The following is an 18,551-nucleotide window of genomic DNA, read 5'->3' as shown; positions in this document are numbered from 1 at the left end:
GTCGTTGCGGTCTGGCCGAGCGAAATCGTGCCGACCGGGCCGCGGGTAGCGGTCAGGGCAGCAACAGCAGTCAGGGTGGACTGGGAAAATCGGGCCATCCGCAGAGTCTACACGATTTTGCGGCGCCGCCGCAGCGTGGGAAATCAAGACAAATAAAAAGAAAAGGCGCTGCATTGCAGCGCCTTTCCCGGATTGTGACTTACAGAGCGGCCAGTACGGCTTCGCCCATTTCACGCGTGCCGACCTGCTTGCAGCCCGGCGTCAGGATGTCGCCGGTGCGATAGCCCTGGGCCAGCACCTTCTTGACGGCGTTCTCGATGCGATCGGCCTGATCGGCCTTGTTCAGCGAGTAGCGCAGCATCATCGCGGCCGACAGGATGGTTGCCAGCGGATTGGCCACGCCCTTGCCGGCGATGTCCGGCGCCGAGCCGTGCGACGGCTCGTACAAGCCCTTGTTGTTCGCATCGAGCGATGCCGACGGCAGCATGCCGATCGAACCGGTCAGCATGGCGGCCTCGTCCGACAGGATGTCGCCGAACATATTGCCGGTCACGATCACGTCGAAGCTCTTGGGCGCCTTGATCAGCTGCATGGCGGCGTTGTCGACATACATGTGCGACAGCTCGACGTCCGGATATTCCTTGCTGACGTCGATCACGATGTCCTTCCAGAACTGGAAGGTCTCGAGCACGTTGGCCTTGTCCACGCTGCACAGCTTCTTGCCGCGCTTGGCCGCGGCCTGGAACGCCACATGCGCGATGCGGCGGATTTCCGGCTCGCTGTAGCGCATGGTGTCGAAGCCTTCGCGCGCGCCCTTGAACAGGCCGTCCGGCGCCTCGCGCACACCGCGCGGCTGGCCGAAGTAGATGTCGCCGTTCAGTTCGCGCACGATCAGGATGTCGAGGCCCGCCACCAGTTCCGGTTTCAGGCTCGATGCGCCCGTCAATTCGGGGTAGCAGATGGCCGGGCGGAAGTTGGCGAACAGCTGCAGGTGCTTGCGCAGGCCCAGGATGGCCTGTTCCGGGCGCAGCGCGCGCTCCAGGCTGTCGTACTTCCAGTCGCCCACGGCGCCGAACAGGATCGCGTCGGCTTCCTTGGCCAGCTTCAGCGTGTTTTCCGGCAGCGGATGGCCTTCGGCCTCGTAGCCGGCGCCGCCCACCGGGGCGGTTTCCATCTCGAACTTCTCGTCGAGGGCGTTCAGGACCTTGACGGCCTCGGCAACGATTTCCGGACCGATGCCGTCACCCGGCAGGACTGCGATCTTCATGCTGTTTTCCTCGTTTGATTTTTGCTGCCGCGCTCAGCCGACCAGGCGGTTGTTCAGCCACGGCATTTTTGCCACGCGCTCGGCTTCATACGCCTTGATCTTCTCGGCATGACGCAGCGTCAGGCCGATGTCGTCGAAGCCGTTCAGCATGCAGTACTTGCGGAACGGGGCGATGTCGAAGCTGTAGGCATCGCCGCCCGGCGTGATCACGACCTGCTTGTCCAGGTCGATGGTCAGCTTGTAGCCGTTGAAGGCGTTGGTCTCGTTGATCAGGTGGTCGACCTGCAACTCGCTCAGCACCACCGGCAGCAGGCCGTTCTTGTAGCAGTTGTTGAAGAAGATATCGGCAAAGCTCGGCGCGATCACGGCGCGGAAGCCGTATTGCGTGAGCGCCCACGGCGCGTGCTCGCGCGAGCTGCCGCAGCCGAAGTTGCGGCGCGCCAGCAGGATCGACGCCCCCTGGTAGCGCGGCTGGTTCAGCACGAAGTCCGGGTTCAGCGGACGCTTGCTGTTGTCCATGCCCGGCTCGCCGACGTCCTTGTAGCGCCACTCGTCGAACAGGTTCGGGCCGAAGCCGGTGCGCTGGATCGACTTCAGGAACTGCTTCGGGATGATGGCGTCGGTGTCGACGTTTTCGCGGTCGAGCGGTGCCACGAGGCCGCTGTGTACGGTGAACTTTTCCATGTCTCTTTCCTTACTTCTTGGCCGCGCGCTCGAGCGAGCTGCCGGCGGCCTGCGTGTCCTTGCCCAGGCCGGCCATGGTATTGCAGCCGGCCAGCTGCAGCATGCCAAGGCATGCCAGCACTGCGATCAGGATCCGTTTCATCACGTCCTCAACCCAGCTTGCGGATATCGACGAAATGGCCTTCGATGGCGGCTGCCGCTGCCATCGCCGGGCTCACCAGGTGCGTGCGTCCACCCGCGCCCTGGCGGCCTTCGAAGTTGCGGTTCGACGTGGACGCGCAGCGCTCGCCCGGATCGAGGCGGTCGGCATTCATCGCCAGGCACATCGAGCAGCCCGGCTCGCGCCATTCGAAGCCCGCGGCCTTGAACACCTTGTCCAGCCCTTCGCGCTCGGCCTGTTCCTTGACCAGGCCCGAACCCGGCACCACCATCGCCAGCTTGACGTTGGAGGCGACCTTGCGGCCCAGCTTCTGCACGACCCACGCGGCGGCGCGCATGTCTTCGATGCGGCTGTTGGTGCAGGAGCCAATGAACACCTTGTCAACGTTGATGCTTTCCATCGGCACGTTGGGTTGCAGGTTCATGTACTCGAGCGCGCGCTCCATGGCGTTGCGCTTGGTCGGGTCCTTTTCCTTCTCGGGGTCCGGCACGCGGTCTTCGATGCTGACCACCATCTCGGGCGAGGTTCCCCAGGTCACCTGCGGGCGGATCTCTTCGGCACGCAGTTCGACCACCTGGTCGAACTTGGCGCCGGCGTCCGAGTGCAGCGTGCGCCAGTAGCCCACGGCCTGCTCCCACTCCACGCCCTGCGGGGCGTACGGGCGGCCCTTCACATATTCGAGCGTGACGTTGTCCACCGCCACCAGGCCCGCGCGCGCGCCGGCTTCGATGGCCATGTTGCAGACCGTCATGCGGCCTTCCATGGTCAGGTCGCGGATCGCCGACCCGGCGAATTCGATGGTGTAGCCGGTGCCGCCGGCCGTGCCGATCTTGCCGATGATCGCCAGCACGATGTCCTTGGCGGTGCAGCCGCGCGGCAGCTTGCCTTCCACGCTGACCAGCATGTTCTTCGCCTTCTTGCCCAGCAGCGTCTGCGTGGCCAGCACGTGCTCGACTTCCGACGTGCCGATGCCGTGCGCAAGCGCGCCGAAGGCGCCGTGCGTGGACGTATGCGAGTCGCCGCACACCACCGTCATGCCCGGCAGCGTGGCGCCCTGCTCCGGCCCGATCACGTGCACGATGCCCTGGCGATGATCGTTCATCTTGAACTGGGTAATGCCGAAGCTGTCGCAGTTCGCGTCCAGCGTATCGACCTGCAGCTTCGACACCGGATCGGCGATGCCCTGGGTGCGATCGGTCGTCGGCACGTTATGGTCCGACACCGCCAGGTTGGCGCTGATGCGCCATACCGGGCGCTCCGCCATCTTCAGGCCTTCGAACGCCTGCGGGCTGGTGACTTCATGCAGCAGGTGGCGGTCGATGTAGAGCAGCGTGGTGCCGTCTTCCTCGACGTGGACGGTGTGGTCATCCCAGAGTTTGTCGTAGAGCGTCTTGGCCATGATGCAGGGGGCGGCCGGCGTCCAGTTCCGGAGGAAATGGCGCGGTGCCGCGTAGTGGTTTGCAGGGATCTTTTCTTGTCCGCCCGCCTCGTTGCCGGAGGGCAGGACACCGTGACGACAACCGCGATAATGACGCCGGAAGCCGCCCGAAGCGAGCGCTTTTGCGATGCTTGACTTCTCAAGCGATTATGCCACGGGACCGGCGCCGGCCGGCCCCGGCACAGCATTGCGCTGCGCCGCGATTGGCGAAAGGGGGCTTTCGCGGATGGCGAAAGCACTTTTGCCCCCCTCGCTCCCGCATGGGAACGAGGGGGAGCAGGATCAGCCGCCCAGGTAGGCCGCCTTGATCCGGTCGTTGGCCAGCAAGTTCGCGCCGGTATCGGCCAGCACCACCTTGCCGGTTTCCAGCACGTAGCCGCGGTCGGCGACCTGCAGCGCCTTGTTGGCGTTTTGCTCCACCAGGAACACCGTGACGCCTTCCTGCCGGATGGTGCGGATGATGTCGAAGATCTGCGCGATGACCAGCGGCGCCAGGCCAAGCGTGGGCTCGTCCAGCAGCAGCAGGCGCGGCCGGCTCATCAGCGCGCGGCCGATCGCCAGCATCTGCTGCTCGCCGCCCGACATGGTGCCCGCGCGCTGGCCCGAGCGCTGGTTCAGCCGCGGGAACAGCTTGAACACGTGCTCGATGCCCGCCTCGATCTCGTCGCGCTTGGCGAAGAACGCACCCATCTTCAGGTTCTCGAGCACCGTCAGGCTCGGGAACACGCGCCGTCCTTCGGGCGAGATGGCCATGCCCATGCGCATGATTTCGTGCGTGGAGCGGCCGGTGATCTCCTGCCCCTCGAACAGCACGCGGCCGCTCGAGGCGCGCGGCGAGCCGCACACGGTCATCATCAGCGTCGTCTTGCCGGCGCCATTGCTGCCGATCAGGGTGACGATCTCCCCCTTGTTGACTTCGATCGATACGCCCGACAACGCCTCGACGGCGCCGTAGTGGGTATGGACCTGTTCCAGCTTCAGCATCAGTCCTCTCCCAGATAGGCCTTGATCACGCGCGGGTCGTTGCGCACTTCGTCGGGCTTGCCGATCACGATCGGCTTGCCGTGCTCCATCACCAGGATGCGGTCCGACACGCCCATCACCAGGCTCATGTCGTGCTCGATCAGCAGCACGGCAATGCCGAACTCCTTGCGCAACTGGTCGATGAGCTGCGACAGCTCGATCTTCTCCTGCGGGTTCAGGCCGGCAGCGGGCTCGTCGAGCATCAGCAGGCGCGGCTTGGTGATCATGCAGCGCGCGATCTCCAGCCGGCGCTGGTGGCCGTACGACAGCGTGCCCGCCTCGCGGTTGGCAACCTTGGTCAAGCCCATGCGATCCAGCCAGTCAGCGGCACGCTGCAGCGCCTCGCGCTCGGCGCGGCGGTAGGCCGGCGTGGCGAACAGCCCGCGCAGGAGGCCGGCCTGCACCTGGAGGTGCTGCGCGACGAGAAGGTTCTCCACCACCGTCAGGTTCTTGAACAGGCGGATGTTCTGGAACGTGCGCACCAGGCCGTGGCGCGCCACCATATGGCTCGGCAGGCCGGCGATGGCGTGGCCGTCCATGCTGACCTCGCCCGCCGTCGGCTTGTAGAAGCCGCCGACGCAGTTGAACACCGTGGTCTTGCCGGCACCGTTGGGGCCGATGATCGCGAAGACTTCGTCGCGCTTCACGTCGAACTCAATACCGTCCACCGCCAGCAGGCCGCCGAAGCGCATCTGCAGGCCGGAGACCTTCAGCAATTCTGCATTGGCACTCATCGCGGCAACTCCACGTGCGGACGGCTCGCGGGCAGCAGGCCCTGCGGACGCCACATCATCATCAGGACCATCACCAGGCCGAAAATCAGCATCCGGTACTCGGCAAAGCCGCGCGCCACTTCGGGCAGCACGGTCAGCAGGATCGCCGCCAGGATCACGCCCAGCTGCGAACCCATGCCGCCCAGCACCACTACGGCCAGCACCAGCGCCGATTCGATGAAGGTGAACGATTCCGGGTTGACCAGCCCCTGGCGCGCCGCGAAGAACGCGCCGCCGATGCCGGCAAAGGCCGCGCCCAGCGTGAACGCCGACAGCTTGATGCGGGTCGGGTTCAGGCCCAGCGAACGGCAGGCGATCTCGTCCTCGCGCAGCGCTTCCCACGCACGGCCCATCGGCATGCGGATCAGGCGGCTGGTGACGAACAGCGTAAAGCCCACCAGCAACAGCGCGATCAGGTACAGGAAGATCACCATGTGCTCGCCCTGGTAGTCCAGGCCGATCAGCTCATGGAACGTGCGTGCGCCCTCCACGCTGGCGCTGCGCGCCATCTCGAAGCCGAACACGGTCGGCTTCGGAATGCTGGAAATGCCGTCCGGGCCGCCGGTGTACTCGGTCAGGTTGCGTGCGAGCAGGCGGATGATCTCGCCGAAGCCCAGCGTCACGATGGCCAGGTAGTCACCGCGCAGACGCAGCACCGGGAAGCCGAGCAGGAAACCGAAGGTGGCCGACATCCCCGCCGCGATCGGCAGGCATTCCCAGAAGCTGAGTCCGAAGTACTGGTTCAGCATCGCGTAGGTGTAGCCACCGACGGCGTAGAAGCCCACGTAGCCCAGGTCCAGCAGGCCGGCGAAGCCGACCACGATGTTCAGGCCCAGGCCCAGGATCACGTAGATCAGCGCCAGCGTGGCCACGTCCACCGCGCCGCGCGAGCCGAAGAACGGCCACACCAGGCCGACGGCCAGCAGCACCCACACCGCCGCGCGCTGCTGACCCACGCCGAGCTGCGGCATGGCCGGCAGGCGCACGGCATTGCCGGCGCGCGTCAGCAGCGGCTTGAACAGCTGGAACAGGAAAACCGCCGCCACGGCGATCCACACCGGCCGCCAGTGCGGCTCGAGCACGACCTTGTAGCCGTCCAGCTTGAGCTGCAGGCCAAGTACGGGAATGGTCAGGATGGCCGTCATCACGGCGGCCATCACCGCATTCTTCAGGGACTGCCCGGCAGGCATGGCGATTGCGGCGGGCATTGCAGAAGTCCGGTTTGTCATGTCGCGTTCCCTCTCAGACCTTTTCCACGTCCGGCTTGCCGAGCAGGCCGGTCGGGCGGAACAGCAGCACCAGCACAAGCAGGCTGAATGCCACCACGTCCTTGTATTCGGCCGGCATGTAGCCGGAGGCGAAAGTCTCGGCCAGACCCAGCAGCACGCCGCCAAGCATCGCGCCCGGGATGCTGCCGATGCCGCCGAGCACCGCGGCGGTGAACGCCTTGATGCCGGCGATGAAGCCGATAAACGGATTGAGCTTGCCGATGGTCAGCCCGATCAGCACGCCGCCGACCGCGGCCAGCATGGCGCCGAGCACGAACGTGAACGAGATCACGCGGTTGGTGTCGATGCCGAGCAGGTTCGCCATGCGCATGTCTTCGGCGCACGCGCGGCAGGCGCGGCCCATGCGCGAATGGCCGATGAAGAGGGTCAGCGCGATCATCAGCACCAGCGTCACGCCGACGATCAGCAGGCGCGAATACGGTACGGTGACGACGAAGTCGCCGCCCATCTGGAACTCGATGGCGCCCGAGATCAGGATCGGCACGGACACGTCGCGTGCGCCCTGCCCGATCTGCACGTAGTTCTGCAGGAAGATCGACATGCCGATGGCCGAGATCAGCGGCACCAGCCGCGGCCCGCCGCGCAAGGGGCGATACGCCACGCGCTCGACCGCGAAGCCATAGCAGCCGGTGACCAGGACGGAAACCAGGAGCGCGGCGCCCAGCACGAGTGGCAAGGGATAGCCGGCCTGCACGCCGATGGCGGTCAGTGTGACCAGGCCCACATAGGCGCCGATCATGTAGATCTCGCCGTGGGCAAAGTTGATCATGCCGATGATGCCGTAGACCATCGTGTAGCCAATGGCGATCAGCGCATAGATCGCACCCAGTGTCAGGCCGTTGACCAGCTGCTGGGTGAACTGTGGAAGGAATTCGTTCATGGGGGAAGCCTCAGGAAATCGAAGCCCGATAGCGGAACATCCCGCCGCCCCTTGTGGGGGCGCGGGATGCCGGCGAAGGAAATGCCCGGATTAGTTGGCGGCGGTCTTGCTGGCGTCCTTGTGCCAGGTGTAGACCACGAACTTGAAGGACTTCAGGTCGCCCTTGTCGTCGTACTCGACCTTGCCGATCGGGGTCTGGAAGGCGTTCTTGTGCATGGTCGCCGCGACCTTGGTCGGATCGGTGCTCTTGGCGCCGGCGATGGCGTCGCCAATGATCTTGACGGCGGCGTAGGCCGGCATCTGGAACGGACCGTTGGCGTCACGCTTCTTGTCGGCGAAAGCCTTCACCAGGCCGGCGTTGGCCGGATCGGCCGAGAAGTCGGCCGGCAGCGTCACCAGCATGCCTTCGGAGGCCGGGCCGGCAATGGCGGTCACGTCCTTGTTGCCCACGCCTTCGGGACCCATGAAGGTGGCCTTCACGCCCTGCTCGCGCGCCTGGCGCATCAGCAGGCCCATTTCCGGGTGGTAGCCGCCGAAGTAGACGAAGTCCACGCCCTGCGACTTCAGCTTGGTGATGACGGCCGAGTAGTCCGAATCGCCGGCGTTGATGCCCTCGAACACGGCCACCGGAATCTTGGCGGCTTCCAGGTCCTTCTTCACCGAGGTGGCGATGCCTTGGCCGTACGACTGCTTGTCGTGCAGCACGGCAACCTTTTTCGGCTTGACCTTGGTGATGATGTACTGGGCGGCGGCAGGACCCTGCTGGTCGTCGCGGCCGATGGTGCGGAAGATGAACTTGCGCTTCTTGGCCTCGGTCAGCTGCGGCGCGGTGGCCGACGGCGTGACCATCACGATGCCCTCGTTCTCGTAGATGTCCGAAGCCGGAATGGTCGAGCCCGAGCACACATGGCCGATCACGTACTTGATGCCCTGGCTGACGATCTTGTTGGCCACGGCCACGGCCTGCTTCGGCTCGCAGGCGTCGTCCATCAGCACCGCTTCGAACTTGTTGCCGCCGGCGCCGCCAGCTGCGTTGATCTGTTCGATGGCGGTCAGCGCACCGGCCTTGACCATGTCGCCATACTGGGCAACCGAACCGCTCATCGGGCCGGCAATGGCAATCTTCACGGTTTCGGCGTTGGCGGCAGCGCCAAGGGTAGCCAGCACGGCGGCCAGAGAAATGGACGTAAGGCGGGAAAGCGTCATCAGGTGCTCCTCGATTGGTTTTGTGGTCATACGGGCAGAGACAGCATGACCTGCGCAATCGAACTACACACCGCGGACGACAGGGAAACCAGGTCCGAGACGCGGCAGACGGGTCCGGCAAGAAGACAGCAGATGCGGGGCCCGGCATGTGTCAGCCCCCGGAAGGATCAGGGGAGCATGGTTCGGAAAGACAACGTTTGATGCGTTCTCTATTGCGCAAGCGCTGTCGCCTGCCCCGCTTGCCGCATGGCGTGCCGGAGGGTAGTCCGGCTGCCATCGGCAGAGCAGCCCGCATTATAGGGTCAAATTCCCCGCCGGAAGCGAAAATCGCACAACAAATGCGGAACCTAGTTGGCAGACTGCGACACAATTCTCCACAAATTGCCCTTCTGACCACTTGGCGTGCAATTTTCTGCTCTCGCGTTCGCCGCATCGCACAAGACCCCGGGGCCAGAAAGACAAACGCCCCGGCGGGCCGGGGCGTTTGTGATTTGCTGCAGTGCGCCGCAGCGGGCAGTGGAAGGCTTAGCGCTTGTCCACGTCCGGCACGTTGCGCGTGGCGGCGCCGTTGAACAGCTGGCGCGGACGGCCGATCTTGTACTCCGGATCGGTGATCATTTCTTCCCACTGCGAGATCCAGCCCGGGGTGCGAGCCAGCGCGAAGATGCAGGTGAACAGCGACGTCGGGATGCCCAGCGCGCGCTGGACGATGCCCGAGTAGAAGTCGACGTTCGGGTACAGCTTGCGGCTGACGAAGTATTCGTCTTCCAGCGCGATCTTTTCCAGCTCCATGGCGAGCTTGAACAGCGGGTCGTTGTGCAGGCCCAGTTCGTTCAGCACTTCATGGCAGGTTTCGCGCATCAGCTTGGCGCGCGGATCGTAGTTCTTGTACACGCGGTGGCCAAAGCCCATCAGGCGCACGCCCGAGTTCTTGTCCTTGACCTGCTTGATGAACTCGCCGATGTTGTCGACGCTGCCGATTTCTTCCAGCATCTTCAGTGCGGCTTCGTTCGCACCGCCGTGGGCCGGACCCCACAGGCAGGCCACGCCGGCGGCGATGGCGGCGAACGGGTTCGTACCCGACGAGCCAGCCAGGCGCACGGTCGAGGTCGAAGCGTTCTGCTCGTGGTCGGCGTGCAGGATGAAGATGCGGTCCAGCGCGCGCTCGAGCACCGGGTTCACGGTGTACGGGGCGCACGGCGTGCCGAACAGCATGCGCAGGAAGTTGCCCGAGTAGGACAGGTCGTTCTGCGGGTAGATGTACGGCTGGCCGATGTTGTACTTGTACGCCATGGCGACCATGGTCGGCATCTTGGCGATCAGGCGGATGGCCGAGATCTCGCGCTGGTGCGGATCATCGATGTCCATCGCGTCGTGGTAGAACGCGCTCATGGCACCCACCAGGCCCGTCAGCACGGCCATCGGGTGGGCATCGCGGCGGAAACCGCGCATGAAGAACTGCAGCTGCTCGTGAACCATGGTGTGGTTCATGACGTGGCCAACGAATTCTTCCTTCTGCTTGGCGTTGGGCAGCTCGCCCTTCAGCAGCAGGTAGCAGGTTTCGAGGTGGTCGCACTTCTGCGCCAGCTGCTCGATCGGGTAGCCGCGGTACAGCAGCTCGCCCTTGTCGCCGTCGATGTAGGTGATCTTCGAATTGCACGAAGCCGTCGACATGAAACCGGGGTCGTAGGTGAACTTGCCGGTCTGGCCGTACAGCTTGCGAATGTCGATCACGTCCGGGCCCACGGTGCCCTGGTAAATCGGCAGCTCAACGCTGGGGGAACCATCGGAGAACGATAGCGTGGCTTTCACATCGGACGGCGTCATGTCGGATCCTTCAAATGCTGTGAATAATAATATTGACCAAATACTCAGACCGAACGCAGCAGGCCAATTATGCGCTGCATCGGGGGCGTGTCGAGTTCACCGTCGAGCTCCTTGCGGGCAAGGAGCAGGTCCATCAACTCGTTGTCGCTGAGATCGAACAGCGTGCTCAGCGAAGCCACATCCTCGTTGGACAGGCTCTCCTCGTAACGGTTGAAAAATCGCTCGACGATGATGTCGTTCTCCAGAAGGCCGCGGCGTGCACGCCAGCGCAGACGCGCGCGTTTGTGTGGATCGGCCTGGTGGGAGAAGTTGGTGGCGAGACTCTCGGTCATGGCTTCCTGCTTTCCGGCGCGCCCGCCTGATATTGCCGCTCAGGCCGACGCGCCGCTTACAACAACTGCTCTAAACTGCTCTTTACTGCGAACTCCGCCGGATCAGACTGCGCGGCGGACCATCAGCTCTTTGATCTTGCCGATGGCCTTGGTCGGGTTCAGACCCTTCGGGCACACGTCGACGCAGTTCATGATGCTGTGGCAGCGGAACAGGCGGTACGGGTCGTTCAGGTTGTCCAGACGCTCGCCGGTGGCTTGGTCGCGGCTGTCCGCGATGAAGCGGTAAGCCTGCAGCAGACCGGCCGGGCCGACGAACTTGTCCGGGTTCCACCAGAACGACGGGCACGACGTCGAGCAGCTCGCGCACAGGATGCACTCGTACAGGCCGTCCAGCTCGTCGCGCTGTTCGGGCGACTGCAGGCGCTCCTTCTCGGGCGGCGGCTCGTCGTTGATCAGGAACGGCTTGATCGAGTTGTACTGCTTGAAGAACTGCGTCATGTCGACGATCAGGTCGCGCACGACCGGCAGGCCGGGCAGCGGACGCAGCACGATGCGGTCCGGCAGCTCGCGCATATTGGTCAGGCACGCCAGGCCGTTCTTGCCGTTGATGTTCATCGCGTCCGAACCGCACACGCCTTCACGGCACGAGCGGCGGAACGAGATGGTCTCGTCCAGCTTCTTCAGCTTGACCAGCGCGTCCAGCAGCATGCGCTCGTGGCCGTCGAGCTCGACCTCGTAGGTCTGCATGCGAGGCGCCGCGTCCTTGTCCGGATCGTAGCGGTAGACTTCGAAAATACGCTTCATTTCTGTGGGTCCTGTTTTCTCTACGATGCGGTGCTCAGAAGGTACGGGCCTTCGGCGGAACGCTTTCCACCGTCAGCGGCTCCATCTTCACCGGCTTGTAGTCGAGGCGGTTGCCTTCGCTGTAGAACAGCGAATGCTTGAGCCAGTTCTGGTCGTCGCGGTTCGGGAAGTCGCTGTGCGCGTGGGCGCCGCGCGATTCCTTGCGGGCAGCCGCCGAGATCATGGTGGCCTTGGCCACTTCCACCAGGTTGGCCACTTCCAGGGCTTCCATCAGCGCGGTGTTGAAGACCTTGGACTTGTCCTTCAGGTGGATGTTGTTGGCGCGCTCCGACACTTCCAGGATGCGCTCCACGCCTTCGTCCATCAGCTTCTGCGTACGGAACACGCCGGCATGCGACTGCATGTTCTTGCGGATGTCATTGGCGACGTCCTGCGTGTACTCGCCCGACGTCGTGCCCTGCAGCTTGGCCAGGCGCGACATCGCGAGGTCAGCGGCGTCGGCCGGCAGCGGCTTGTGCTCCTTCTGCTTCAGGTTCTGCGCGATGATGTGGTTGCCAGCCGCACGGCCGAACACCACGAGGTCGAGCAGCGAGTTGGTGCCCAGGCGGTTGGCGCCGTGCACCGACACGCACGAGCATTCGCCGATCGCGTAGAAGCCATTGAGCACTTCGTTCGGGTTGCCGTTCTTCGGCACCACGACCTGGCCGTGGTAGTTCGTCGGAATGCCGCCCATCTGGTAGTGGATGGTCGGGACGACGGGGATCGGTTCCTTGATCGCGTCGACGTTGGCGAACTTCATGCCGATCTCGCGGATCGACGGCAGGCGCTTCATGATGGTCTCGGCACCGACGTGGGTCAGGTCGAGCAGCACGTAGTCGCCGTTCGGGCCGCAGCCGCGGCCTTCCTTGATTTCCTGGTCCATCGAGCGCGACACGAAGTCACGCGGCGCCAGATCCTTCAGCGTCGGGGCATAGCGCTCCATGAAGCGCTCGCCATCCTTGTTGCGCAGGATGCCGCCTTCGCCGCGCACGCCTTCGGTGATCAGCACGCCCGCGCCGGCCACGCCGGTCGGGTGGAACTGCCAGAACTCCATGTCTTCCAGCGGCACGCCTGCGCGCGCCGCCATGCCCAGGCCGTCACCGGTGTTGATGAAGGCGTTGGTGGAAGCCGCGTAGATACGGCCGGCACCGCCGGTCGCAAACAGCGTGGTCTTGGCTTCGAGGATGTAGACCTCGCCGGTTTCCATTTCCAGCGCGGTCACGCCCAGCACGTCGCCGTCCTGGTCGCGGATCAGGTCCAGCGCCATCCACTCGACGAAGAAGTGGGTCTTGGCGCGCACGTTGCGCTGGTACAGCGTGTGCAGCAGTGCGTGGCCGGTACGGTCCGCCGCGGCGCAGGCGCGCTGCACGGGCTTCTCGCCGTAGTTGGCGGTGTGGCCGCCGAACGGACGCTGGTAGATCGTGCCGTCCGCATTGCGGTCGAACGGCATGCCGAAGTGCTCGAGCTCGTACACGACCTTCGGGGCTTCACGGCACATGAACTCGATGGCGTCCTGGTCGCCCAGCCAGTCGGAGCCCTTGATGGTGTCGTAGAAGTGATAGTGCCAGTTGTCCTCGCTCATGTTGCCGAGCGAAGCACCGATGCCGCCCTGCGCCGCCACGGTGTGCGAACGGGTCGGGAACACCTTGGACAGCACGGCGACGTTCAGGCCGGCTTCCGCGAGCTGGAGGGATGCGCGCATCCCGGCGCCGCCAGCACCGACGATGACCACGTCAAAGCGGCGACGCGGCAATCCAGTCTTGACTGCGACCATTTATTACACCCTCCAGAGAATCTGAGCAGCGTAGCCCGCACAACCGACGAGCCACAGAATCGTTAGAACTTGCAGCACGAGGCGCAGCGCCATCGGCTTCACATAGTCCATCCAGATGTCGCGCACGCCGAACCAGGCGTGATACAGCAGCGACAGGATGGTCAGGAACGTGATGATCTTCATCCATTGATTGGAGAAGAGTCCTGCCCACGCTTCGTACGAAGCGCCGTTCGACAGCAGGAAGGCAATGGCCAGGACGATGGTGAAGACCACCATGATCACGGCCGTGACGCGTTGCGCGAGCCAGTCTTTCAGGCCGTAGTGCGCACCGACGACAAGACGCTTGGGACCGATATTATTGTTTGCCACCTTGATTCTCCTCAGAACAGGCCGAACAGCTTCAGGCCGAAAATCAGGGTAAGCAGCAGGCTGACAACCAGCACGCCGATGGCAGACTTGGCCGAAGCGGGCTTGGAGACGCCAACGTGCACGTCCAGCAGCAGGAAGCGGATACCAGCGCAGAAGTGATGCAGATAACCCCAGATCAGGGCCAGCACAACCAGCTTGACGAAGCCACCGGACAACAGCGCCGAGAACTTTGCGAAGCTCAGTTCGGAGGTAATGCTCTGCTCAAACAGGTACAGAACAAAGGGAAGAAGGAGGAACATCAAGGCACCGCTCACGCGATGCAGGATGGATACCTTGCCGGCCCAGGGCAACCGGTATTTCGCGATCTGCGAGACACCGATATTCCGGAACTCCGGCCTGGCTTGTTTGACGGCTTCAGCCATGCGAGACCCCAATTTGCGGTAAACAAAAAACGAAACTGCCATTGCCCTGCATGCAAAAGAATGCATTGGGGCAAATCCATGAGATTTTAGCGCCTTTGTTGCGCGCCGCACCAATAATTTTCAGCTATCAGGCCCGGACAGGCGGCGCCCGACAATCGCACACAGCAATGCGGGAAGTGCAAAAACCACCCGCGCCACGCAATAGCCGCAACCATCATGACGAATATCGCAATAATCATGGCGCCGGACCGGCCGGCAGCCGCGATATTCAACTCAGATCATTCTGGTAATAGTGGCGCGTGGTCACGTACAGCCCGCGCCTCACCTCGACCGGACGGTCGCCGTAGGTATACGACACGCGCTCGACCGACAGCAGCGGCGACCCGACCGGGACAGACAGCAAGGTAGCCGCCGTCTCGTCGGCGGCTACCGCACGGATTTTCTCAGAGGCCCGAATCATGCGGGTACCGAACTCGGCCTCGAACAATGCGTACATGGGGCCCTTCCACTCGGTCAGCTTCTCTGCCGTGAGCCCCTTGAAGTTGGCGCCGAGCAGCCAGATCTCGTCCAGCACGGTCGACTCGCCCGAAAATGTCAGCACACGGCGAATCTGCACGACGCTGTCGCCGGTACGGATATCGAGCAGCCGGGCAATTTCCGCGGGCGCGCGCAGCCGCTTGCACTCGAGCACCTGGCTGGCGCCATAATGCGGCTCCCCTTCGTCCGGCACCAGCCGCAGGAAGCGGAACTTGACCACGTCTTCGTGGTGGGTGGTGACGAAGGTACCCTTGCCCTGCCGGCGCGCGACCAGGTTGTCGGCGGCGAGCTCGTCGATGGCCTTGCGCACGGTGCCCTGGCTGACCTTGTAGCGCGATGCCAGCTCCATTTCGCTGGGAATCATGTCGCCTGGCTTCCACTCGCCCGATTGCAGGCTGCGCGTGATCAGGGCCTTGATCTGCTGGTAGAGCGGACTGAATGTAGGCGACGGCACGGCGTGGGCCGCGGCGAGCGCGGCCGGCTGTTGGGAGGGCGATGATGACGGCTGCGCCCCGGCGCCGGAACTGGAATTGGCGGCGCCAGAATCCTGCGCTCCGGGTGCGGAGGCGCCGGTCAGGGACGTAGGCAGGGAGGACATAGGCGGGATTTCACCACAAAACGGCAAAGCCCGTCCAGCCTGACGTTAAATGTCTTATGTCTTATATAAGACATATGAATTGACATCGAGAATGGCCCGGCCTACACTCGCGCTGGTCCACGCCGGCGGCACGCGTGACAGAACCAAGACAACCGTCCGATCTGGCTAACGCGCCCCGCTTCGCAGTAGACTTACGCTTCGTTGCCTTACCATGACCCGTTGTGGCTCTCCCTCACCGGCTCCGCCCCGTGGCCCTGCCACCTGGTTCCGGCGGACGGCTGCTCCCCGCTGTGGCGACAACCAGCACCTGGTGACGTGCCTCCCCCTACGCGGCGCGCCACCCACCGGTTTCCCCCATCTTTTCGTTTGGAGATTTACTCATGGCTAAAGCCCCAATGCGCGTCGCAGTGACCGGCGCCGCTGGCCAGATCGGCTACTCCCTGCTGTTCCGCATCGCCAATGGCGACATGCTGGGCAAAGACCAGCCGGTCATCCTCCAACTGCTCGACCTGCCCCAGGCCCAGGCGGCCGTCAAGGGCGTGGTGATGGAACTGGAAGACTGCGCCTTCCCGCTGCTGGCTGGCGTGGTGATCACCGATGACCCGAAGGTCGCCTTCAAGGACGCCGACGTTGCCCTGCTGGTGGGCGCCCGTCCCCGCAGCAAGGGCATGGAGCGCAAGGACCTGCTCGAAGCCAACGCCCAGATCTTCACGGTGCAGGGCAAGGCACTGGACGAAGTCGCCAGCCGCAATGTCAAGGTGCTGGTGGTCGGCAACCCGGCCAACACCAATGCCTACATCGCCATGAAGTCGGCCCCGAGCCTGCCGCGCGAGAACTTCACCGCCATGCTGCGCCTGGACCACAACCGTGCCCTGTCGCAGATCGCCGCCAAGACCGGCAAGCCGGTGGCATCGATCGAGAAGATGTTCGTGTGGGGCAACCACAGCCCGACCATGTACGCCGACTACCGCTACGCGACCGTCGACGGCAAGAGCGTCAAGGACATGATCAACGACCCGGTGTGGAACAACGACGTGTTCCTGCCGACCGTCGGCAAGCGCGGCGCCGCCATCATCGAAGCCCGTGGCCTGTCGTCGGCCGCTTCGGCTGCCAATGCCGCCATCGACCACGTGCATGACTGGGTGCTGGGCACCAACGGCAAGGTCGTCACCATGGGCATCCCGTCGAACGGCGAATACGGCATCCCGGCCGACACCATGTTCGGCTACCCCGTGACCTGCGCCAACGGCAAGTACGAAATCGTCAAGGGCCTGGAGATCGACGACTACAGCCGTGAAAAGATCAACATCACCCTGAACGAACTGGAAGAAGAAAAGGCCGGCGTGCAGCATCTGCTCGGCTGATCTTCGGATCCATTCCGCGAGGGAAACCGGAGCACCGCAACGATTCAAGAATCGGCGCGGGCTCCGGTTTTTTTTGTTGGGCCTCGACCTTTCCCGGCGGCCCCTTCCAACTCATTTTTGACCAGAATCCAAGTGCACCCTTCCGAGGTCTTGTTCCAGGGCGAAGCCATCCCCATCCAGTTGCCGGTGTGCGATCACTACGCGGGCAGCGAAAAGCTGATGCTCAAATCGCTGGCCCTGCAGCAAGAGCTTGGTCCCGTCTTCGATATCACCTTTGACTGCGAAGACGGCGCCGCCGTGGGGCTGGAGCGCGAGCACGCCGAACTGTGCGCCCGGCTCGTGAACAGCCCGCTCAATCGCCACAATCGCGTGGGTGTGCGCATCCATGATCCTGCCCATCCAAGCTGGAAGCAGGATGTCGATGTGCTCGTGCGCGCTGCCGGCGCGCGGCTGGCCTATGTGGTCGTGCCCAAGGTGACCGATGTCGTCGAAGTGGCTCGCGTGACCGATCACGTCAACCAGGCCGCGCGCGCGGCAGGCATTGCACGTCACATTCCGATCCATGTTCTGGTCGAGACGCACGCCGCGCTCGAACAGGCTTTCGAAATCGCCTCGCTGGTGCAGGTCGAATGCCTGAGCTTCGGCCTGATGGACTTCGTCTCGGCCCACCACGGCGCCATTCCCGGCGAAGCCATGCGTTCACCCCAGCAGTTCGAGCACCCGCTGATCCGCCGTGCCATGCTGGAGATTTCGGCCGCCTGCCATCGATACGGCAAGGTCCCTTCGCACAATGTCAGCACCGACGTGCAGGCCCCGCAGCGCGCGGGCGATGACGCGCTGCGCGCGCGCTCCGAGTTCGGCTACCTGCGCAAGTGGAGCATCCATCCGGGCCAGATTCAGCCGATCGTCGCCGCGTTCCGGCCTGGCATCGAGGAAATCGGCGCGGCCAGCCAGATCCTGCTGGCCGCCCACGAAAACAACTGGGCCCCGATCCGGCACGACGGGCAGTTGCATGACCGCGCCAGCTACCGCTACTACTGGTCGCTGCTGCAGCGCGCCCACGCCACGGGCACGCCACTGCCGGACAACGTGGCCGAGCTGTTCTTCGACTAGGCCGCGGCCCGCGTCCGCACAACATCCGTCAAATACCAAAACCCAAGGAGAACAGGATGTCCGCAACCAGGAACGAGACACCCGCGGAAACCCCGCCGCCGACCGGGCCGAAGCCCAAGAAATCCGTTGCCCTGTCGGGCGTGACCGCTGGTAACACCGCCCTGTGCACCGTTGGCCGTACCGGCAACGACCTGCACTACCGCGGCTATGACATCCTGGACGTGGCCGACGCCTGCGAGTTCGAGGAAATCGCCCACCTGCTGGTCCACGGCAAGCTGCCGAACAAGGCCGAACTGGCCGCGTACAAGACCAGGCTGAAGTCGCTGCGCGGCCTGCCCGCCAACGTCAAGGCCGCGCTGGAATGCGTGCCGGCCTCGGCCCACCCGATGGACGTGATGCGCACCGGCGTGTCGGTGCTGGGCACCGTGCTGCCGGAGAAGGACGACCACAACACCCCGGGCGCGCGCGACATCGCCGACCAGCTGATGGCCAGCCTGGGCTCGATGCTGCTGTACTGGTACCACTTCAGCCACAACGGCCGCCGCATCGAAGTCGAAACCGACGACGACTCCATCGGCGCCCACTTCCTGCACCTGCTGCACGGCAAGAAGCCGTCGGCCCAGTGGGAACGCGCGATGCACACCTCGATGAT

The 18,551-nt window shown here is 64.2% G+C and carries 19 protein-coding genes; 3 read left to right on the top strand and 16 right to left on the bottom strand.

The window, feature by feature from the left end; translation table 11 throughout:
- Positions 1-199: 199 nt before the first annotated feature.
- The 16 genes from leuB to AC3FKH_RS22175 form a co-directional block, all read right to left on the bottom strand.
- On the bottom strand, positions 200-1,267 hold the full coding sequence (gene leuB, locus AC3FKH_RS22250; protein WP_488677953.1) for a 3-isopropylmalate dehydrogenase: 1,068 nt from the start codon (positions 1,265-1,267) through the stop codon (positions 200-202).
- Between the two features lie 33 nt (positions 1,268-1,300).
- The gene (leuD, locus tag AC3FKH_RS22245; protein ID WP_488677952.1) at positions 1,301-1,951 is read right to left on the bottom strand and encodes a 3-isopropylmalate dehydratase small subunit; all 651 of its coding nucleotides are present in this window, start codon (positions 1,949-1,951) and stop codon (positions 1,301-1,303) included.
- Between the two features lie 10 nt (positions 1,952-1,961).
- On the bottom strand, positions 1,962-2,093 hold the full coding sequence (locus AC3FKH_RS22240) for an entericidin A/B family lipoprotein (RefSeq protein WP_483708695.1): 132 nt from the start codon (positions 2,091-2,093) through the stop codon (positions 1,962-1,964).
- 7 nt (positions 2,094-2,100) lie between these two features.
- Complete coding sequence (gene leuC, locus AC3FKH_RS22235; RefSeq protein WP_483731606.1) at positions 2,101-3,510, bottom strand: 3-isopropylmalate dehydratase large subunit; 1,410 nt, start codon at positions 3,508-3,510, stop codon at positions 2,101-2,103.
- Positions 3,511-3,831: 321 nt separating this feature from the next.
- Positions 3,832-4,533, bottom strand: a complete 702-nt coding sequence (locus AC3FKH_RS22230) for an ABC transporter ATP-binding protein (RefSeq protein WP_483708697.1) — start codon at positions 4,531-4,533, stop codon at positions 3,832-3,834.
- The gene (gene livG, locus AC3FKH_RS22225) at positions 4,533-5,306 is read right to left on the bottom strand and encodes a high-affinity branched-chain amino acid ABC transporter ATP-binding protein LivG (protein WP_488677950.1); all 774 of its coding nucleotides are present in this window, start codon (positions 5,304-5,306) and stop codon (positions 4,533-4,535) included. Before livG ends, AC3FKH_RS22230 begins: the two co-directional genes overlap by 1 nt.
- Positions 5,303-6,574 (bottom strand): high-affinity branched-chain amino acid ABC transporter permease LivM, encoded by a 1,272-nt coding sequence (locus AC3FKH_RS22220; protein WP_488677949.1) that lies wholly within the window; start codon positions 6,572-6,574, stop codon positions 5,303-5,305. The genes livG and AC3FKH_RS22220 overlap by 4 nt, the downstream gene beginning before the upstream one ends.
- Before the next feature lie 13 nt (positions 6,575-6,587).
- Positions 6,588-7,514 carry a high-affinity branched-chain amino acid ABC transporter permease LivH gene (gene livH / locus AC3FKH_RS22215; RefSeq protein ID WP_483708700.1) on the bottom strand — a complete coding sequence of 309 codons (927 nt, stop codon included), beginning with the start codon at positions 7,512-7,514 and terminating at the stop codon, positions 6,588-6,590.
- Positions 7,515-7,604: 90 nt separating this feature from the next.
- A complete protein-coding gene (locus tag AC3FKH_RS22210) occupies positions 7,605-8,720 on the bottom strand; it encodes a branched-chain amino acid ABC transporter substrate-binding protein (protein ID WP_488677948.1) in 1,116 nt (371 codons plus the stop codon).
- A 525-nt stretch (positions 8,721-9,245) separates the two neighbouring features.
- Positions 9,246-10,547 carry a citrate synthase gene (gltA, locus tag AC3FKH_RS22205; protein WP_483708702.1) on the bottom strand — a complete coding sequence of 434 codons (1,302 nt, stop codon included), beginning with the start codon at positions 10,545-10,547 and terminating at the stop codon, positions 9,246-9,248.
- Positions 10,548-10,591: 44 nt separating this feature from the next.
- Positions 10,592-10,879, bottom strand: a complete 288-nt coding sequence (locus AC3FKH_RS22200; RefSeq protein WP_488677947.1) for an FAD assembly factor SdhE — start codon at positions 10,877-10,879, stop codon at positions 10,592-10,594.
- A 102-nt stretch (positions 10,880-10,981) separates the two neighbouring features.
- Positions 10,982-11,683: a succinate dehydrogenase iron-sulfur subunit gene (locus tag AC3FKH_RS22195; protein WP_211948961.1), complete on the bottom strand. Its 702-nt coding sequence runs from the start codon at positions 11,681-11,683 to the stop codon at positions 10,982-10,984.
- A gap of 34 nt (positions 11,684-11,717) precedes the next feature.
- A complete protein-coding gene (gene sdhA, locus AC3FKH_RS22190; protein ID WP_483731600.1) occupies positions 11,718-13,496 on the bottom strand; it encodes a succinate dehydrogenase flavoprotein subunit in 1,779 nt (592 codons plus the stop codon).
- Between the two features lie 3 nt (positions 13,497-13,499).
- A complete protein-coding gene (gene sdhD, locus AC3FKH_RS22185) occupies positions 13,500-13,865 on the bottom strand; it encodes a succinate dehydrogenase, hydrophobic membrane anchor protein (RefSeq protein ID WP_483708705.1) in 366 nt (121 codons plus the stop codon).
- Positions 13,866-13,876: 11 nt separating this feature from the next.
- Positions 13,877-14,287, bottom strand: coding sequence for a succinate dehydrogenase, cytochrome b556 subunit (sdhC, locus tag AC3FKH_RS22180; RefSeq protein WP_483708706.1), 411 nt, complete (start codon positions 14,285-14,287; stop codon positions 13,877-13,879).
- 268 nt (positions 14,288-14,555) lie between these two features.
- A complete protein-coding gene (locus AC3FKH_RS22175; RefSeq protein ID WP_488677945.1) occupies positions 14,556-15,422 on the bottom strand; it encodes a GntR family transcriptional regulator in 867 nt (288 codons plus the stop codon).
- A 380-nt stretch (positions 15,423-15,802) separates the two neighbouring features.
- Here AC3FKH_RS22175 and AC3FKH_RS22170 point away from each other — a divergent pair, with 380 nt between their 5' ends.
- The 3 genes from AC3FKH_RS22170 to AC3FKH_RS22160 all read left to right on the top strand — a co-directional run.
- Positions 15,803-16,786 (top strand): malate dehydrogenase, encoded by a 984-nt coding sequence (locus tag AC3FKH_RS22170; RefSeq protein WP_483708708.1) that lies wholly within the window; start codon positions 15,803-15,805, stop codon positions 16,784-16,786.
- 132 nt (positions 16,787-16,918) lie between these two features.
- A complete protein-coding gene (locus tag AC3FKH_RS22165; protein WP_488677944.1) occupies positions 16,919-17,899 on the top strand; it encodes an HpcH/HpaI aldolase/citrate lyase family protein in 981 nt (326 codons plus the stop codon).
- A gap of 56 nt (positions 17,900-17,955) precedes the next feature.
- Positions 17,956-18,551 (top strand): citrate/2-methylcitrate synthase (locus tag AC3FKH_RS22160; protein ID WP_488677943.1); only part of this gene is annotated, 596 nt, incomplete at its 3' end.

The sequence above is a fragment of the Cupriavidus sp. 21MJTG02-4 genome, assembly GCF_057798975.1.
Note: the sequence above shows the minus strand (reverse complement) of the source record. Positions and strands in the feature narration are given on the sequence as shown.

Excerpts from the sequence above, each read along its gene's own strand:
- leuC (WP_483731606.1), bottom strand. The coding sequence starts at position 3,510 with ATGGCCAAGACGCTCTACGACAAACTCTGGGATGACCACACCGTCCAC.
- sdhC (WP_483708706.1), bottom strand. The coding sequence starts at position 14,287 with ATGGCTGAAGCCGTCAAACAAGCCAGGCCGGAGTTCCGGAATATCGGT.
- AC3FKH_RS22195 (WP_211948961.1), bottom strand. The coding sequence starts at position 11,683 with ATGAAGCGTATTTTCGAAGTCTACCGCTACGATCCGGACAAGGACGCG.
- livG (WP_488677950.1), bottom strand. The coding sequence starts at position 5,306 with ATGAGTGCCAATGCAGAATTGCTGAAGGTCTCCGGCCTGCAGATGCGC.
- livH (WP_483708700.1), bottom strand. The coding sequence starts at position 7,514 with ATGAACGAATTCCTTCCACAGTTCACCCAGCAGCTGGTCAACGGCCTG.
- AC3FKH_RS22230 (WP_483708697.1), bottom strand. The coding sequence starts at position 4,533 with ATGCTGAAGCTGGAACAGGTCCATACCCACTACGGCGCCGTCGAGGCG.
- AC3FKH_RS22210 (WP_488677948.1), bottom strand. The coding sequence starts at position 8,720 with ATGACGCTTTCCCGCCTTACGTCCATTTCTCTGGCCGCCGTGCTGGCT.
- AC3FKH_RS22170 (WP_483708708.1), top strand. The coding sequence starts at position 15,803 with ATGGCTAAAGCCCCAATGCGCGTCGCAGTGACCGGCGCCGCTGGCCAG.
- leuB (WP_488677953.1), bottom strand. The coding sequence starts at position 1,267 with ATGAAGATCGCAGTCCTGCCGGGTGACGGCATCGGTCCGGAAATCGTT.
- leuD (WP_488677952.1), bottom strand. The coding sequence starts at position 1,951 with ATGGAAAAGTTCACCGTACACAGCGGCCTCGTGGCACCGCTCGACCGC.
- AC3FKH_RS22200 (WP_488677947.1), bottom strand. The coding sequence starts at position 10,879 with ATGACCGAGAGTCTCGCCACCAACTTCTCCCACCAGGCCGATCCACAC.
- sdhA (WP_483731600.1), bottom strand. The coding sequence starts at position 13,496 with ATGGTCGCAGTCAAGACTGGATTGCCGCGTCGCCGCTTTGACGTGGTC.
- AC3FKH_RS22240 (WP_483708695.1), bottom strand. The coding sequence starts at position 2,093 with ATGAAACGGATCCTGATCGCAGTGCTGGCATGCCTTGGCATGCTGCAG.
- AC3FKH_RS22220 (WP_488677949.1), bottom strand. The coding sequence starts at position 6,574 with ATGACAAACCGGACTTCTGCAATGCCCGCCGCAATCGCCATGCCTGCC.
- AC3FKH_RS22175 (WP_488677945.1), bottom strand. The coding sequence starts at position 15,422 with ATGTCCTCCCTGCCTACGTCCCTGACCGGCGCCTCCGCACCCGGAGCG.
- gltA (WP_483708702.1), bottom strand. The coding sequence starts at position 10,547 with ATGACGCCGTCCGATGTGAAAGCCACGCTATCGTTCTCCGATGGTTCC.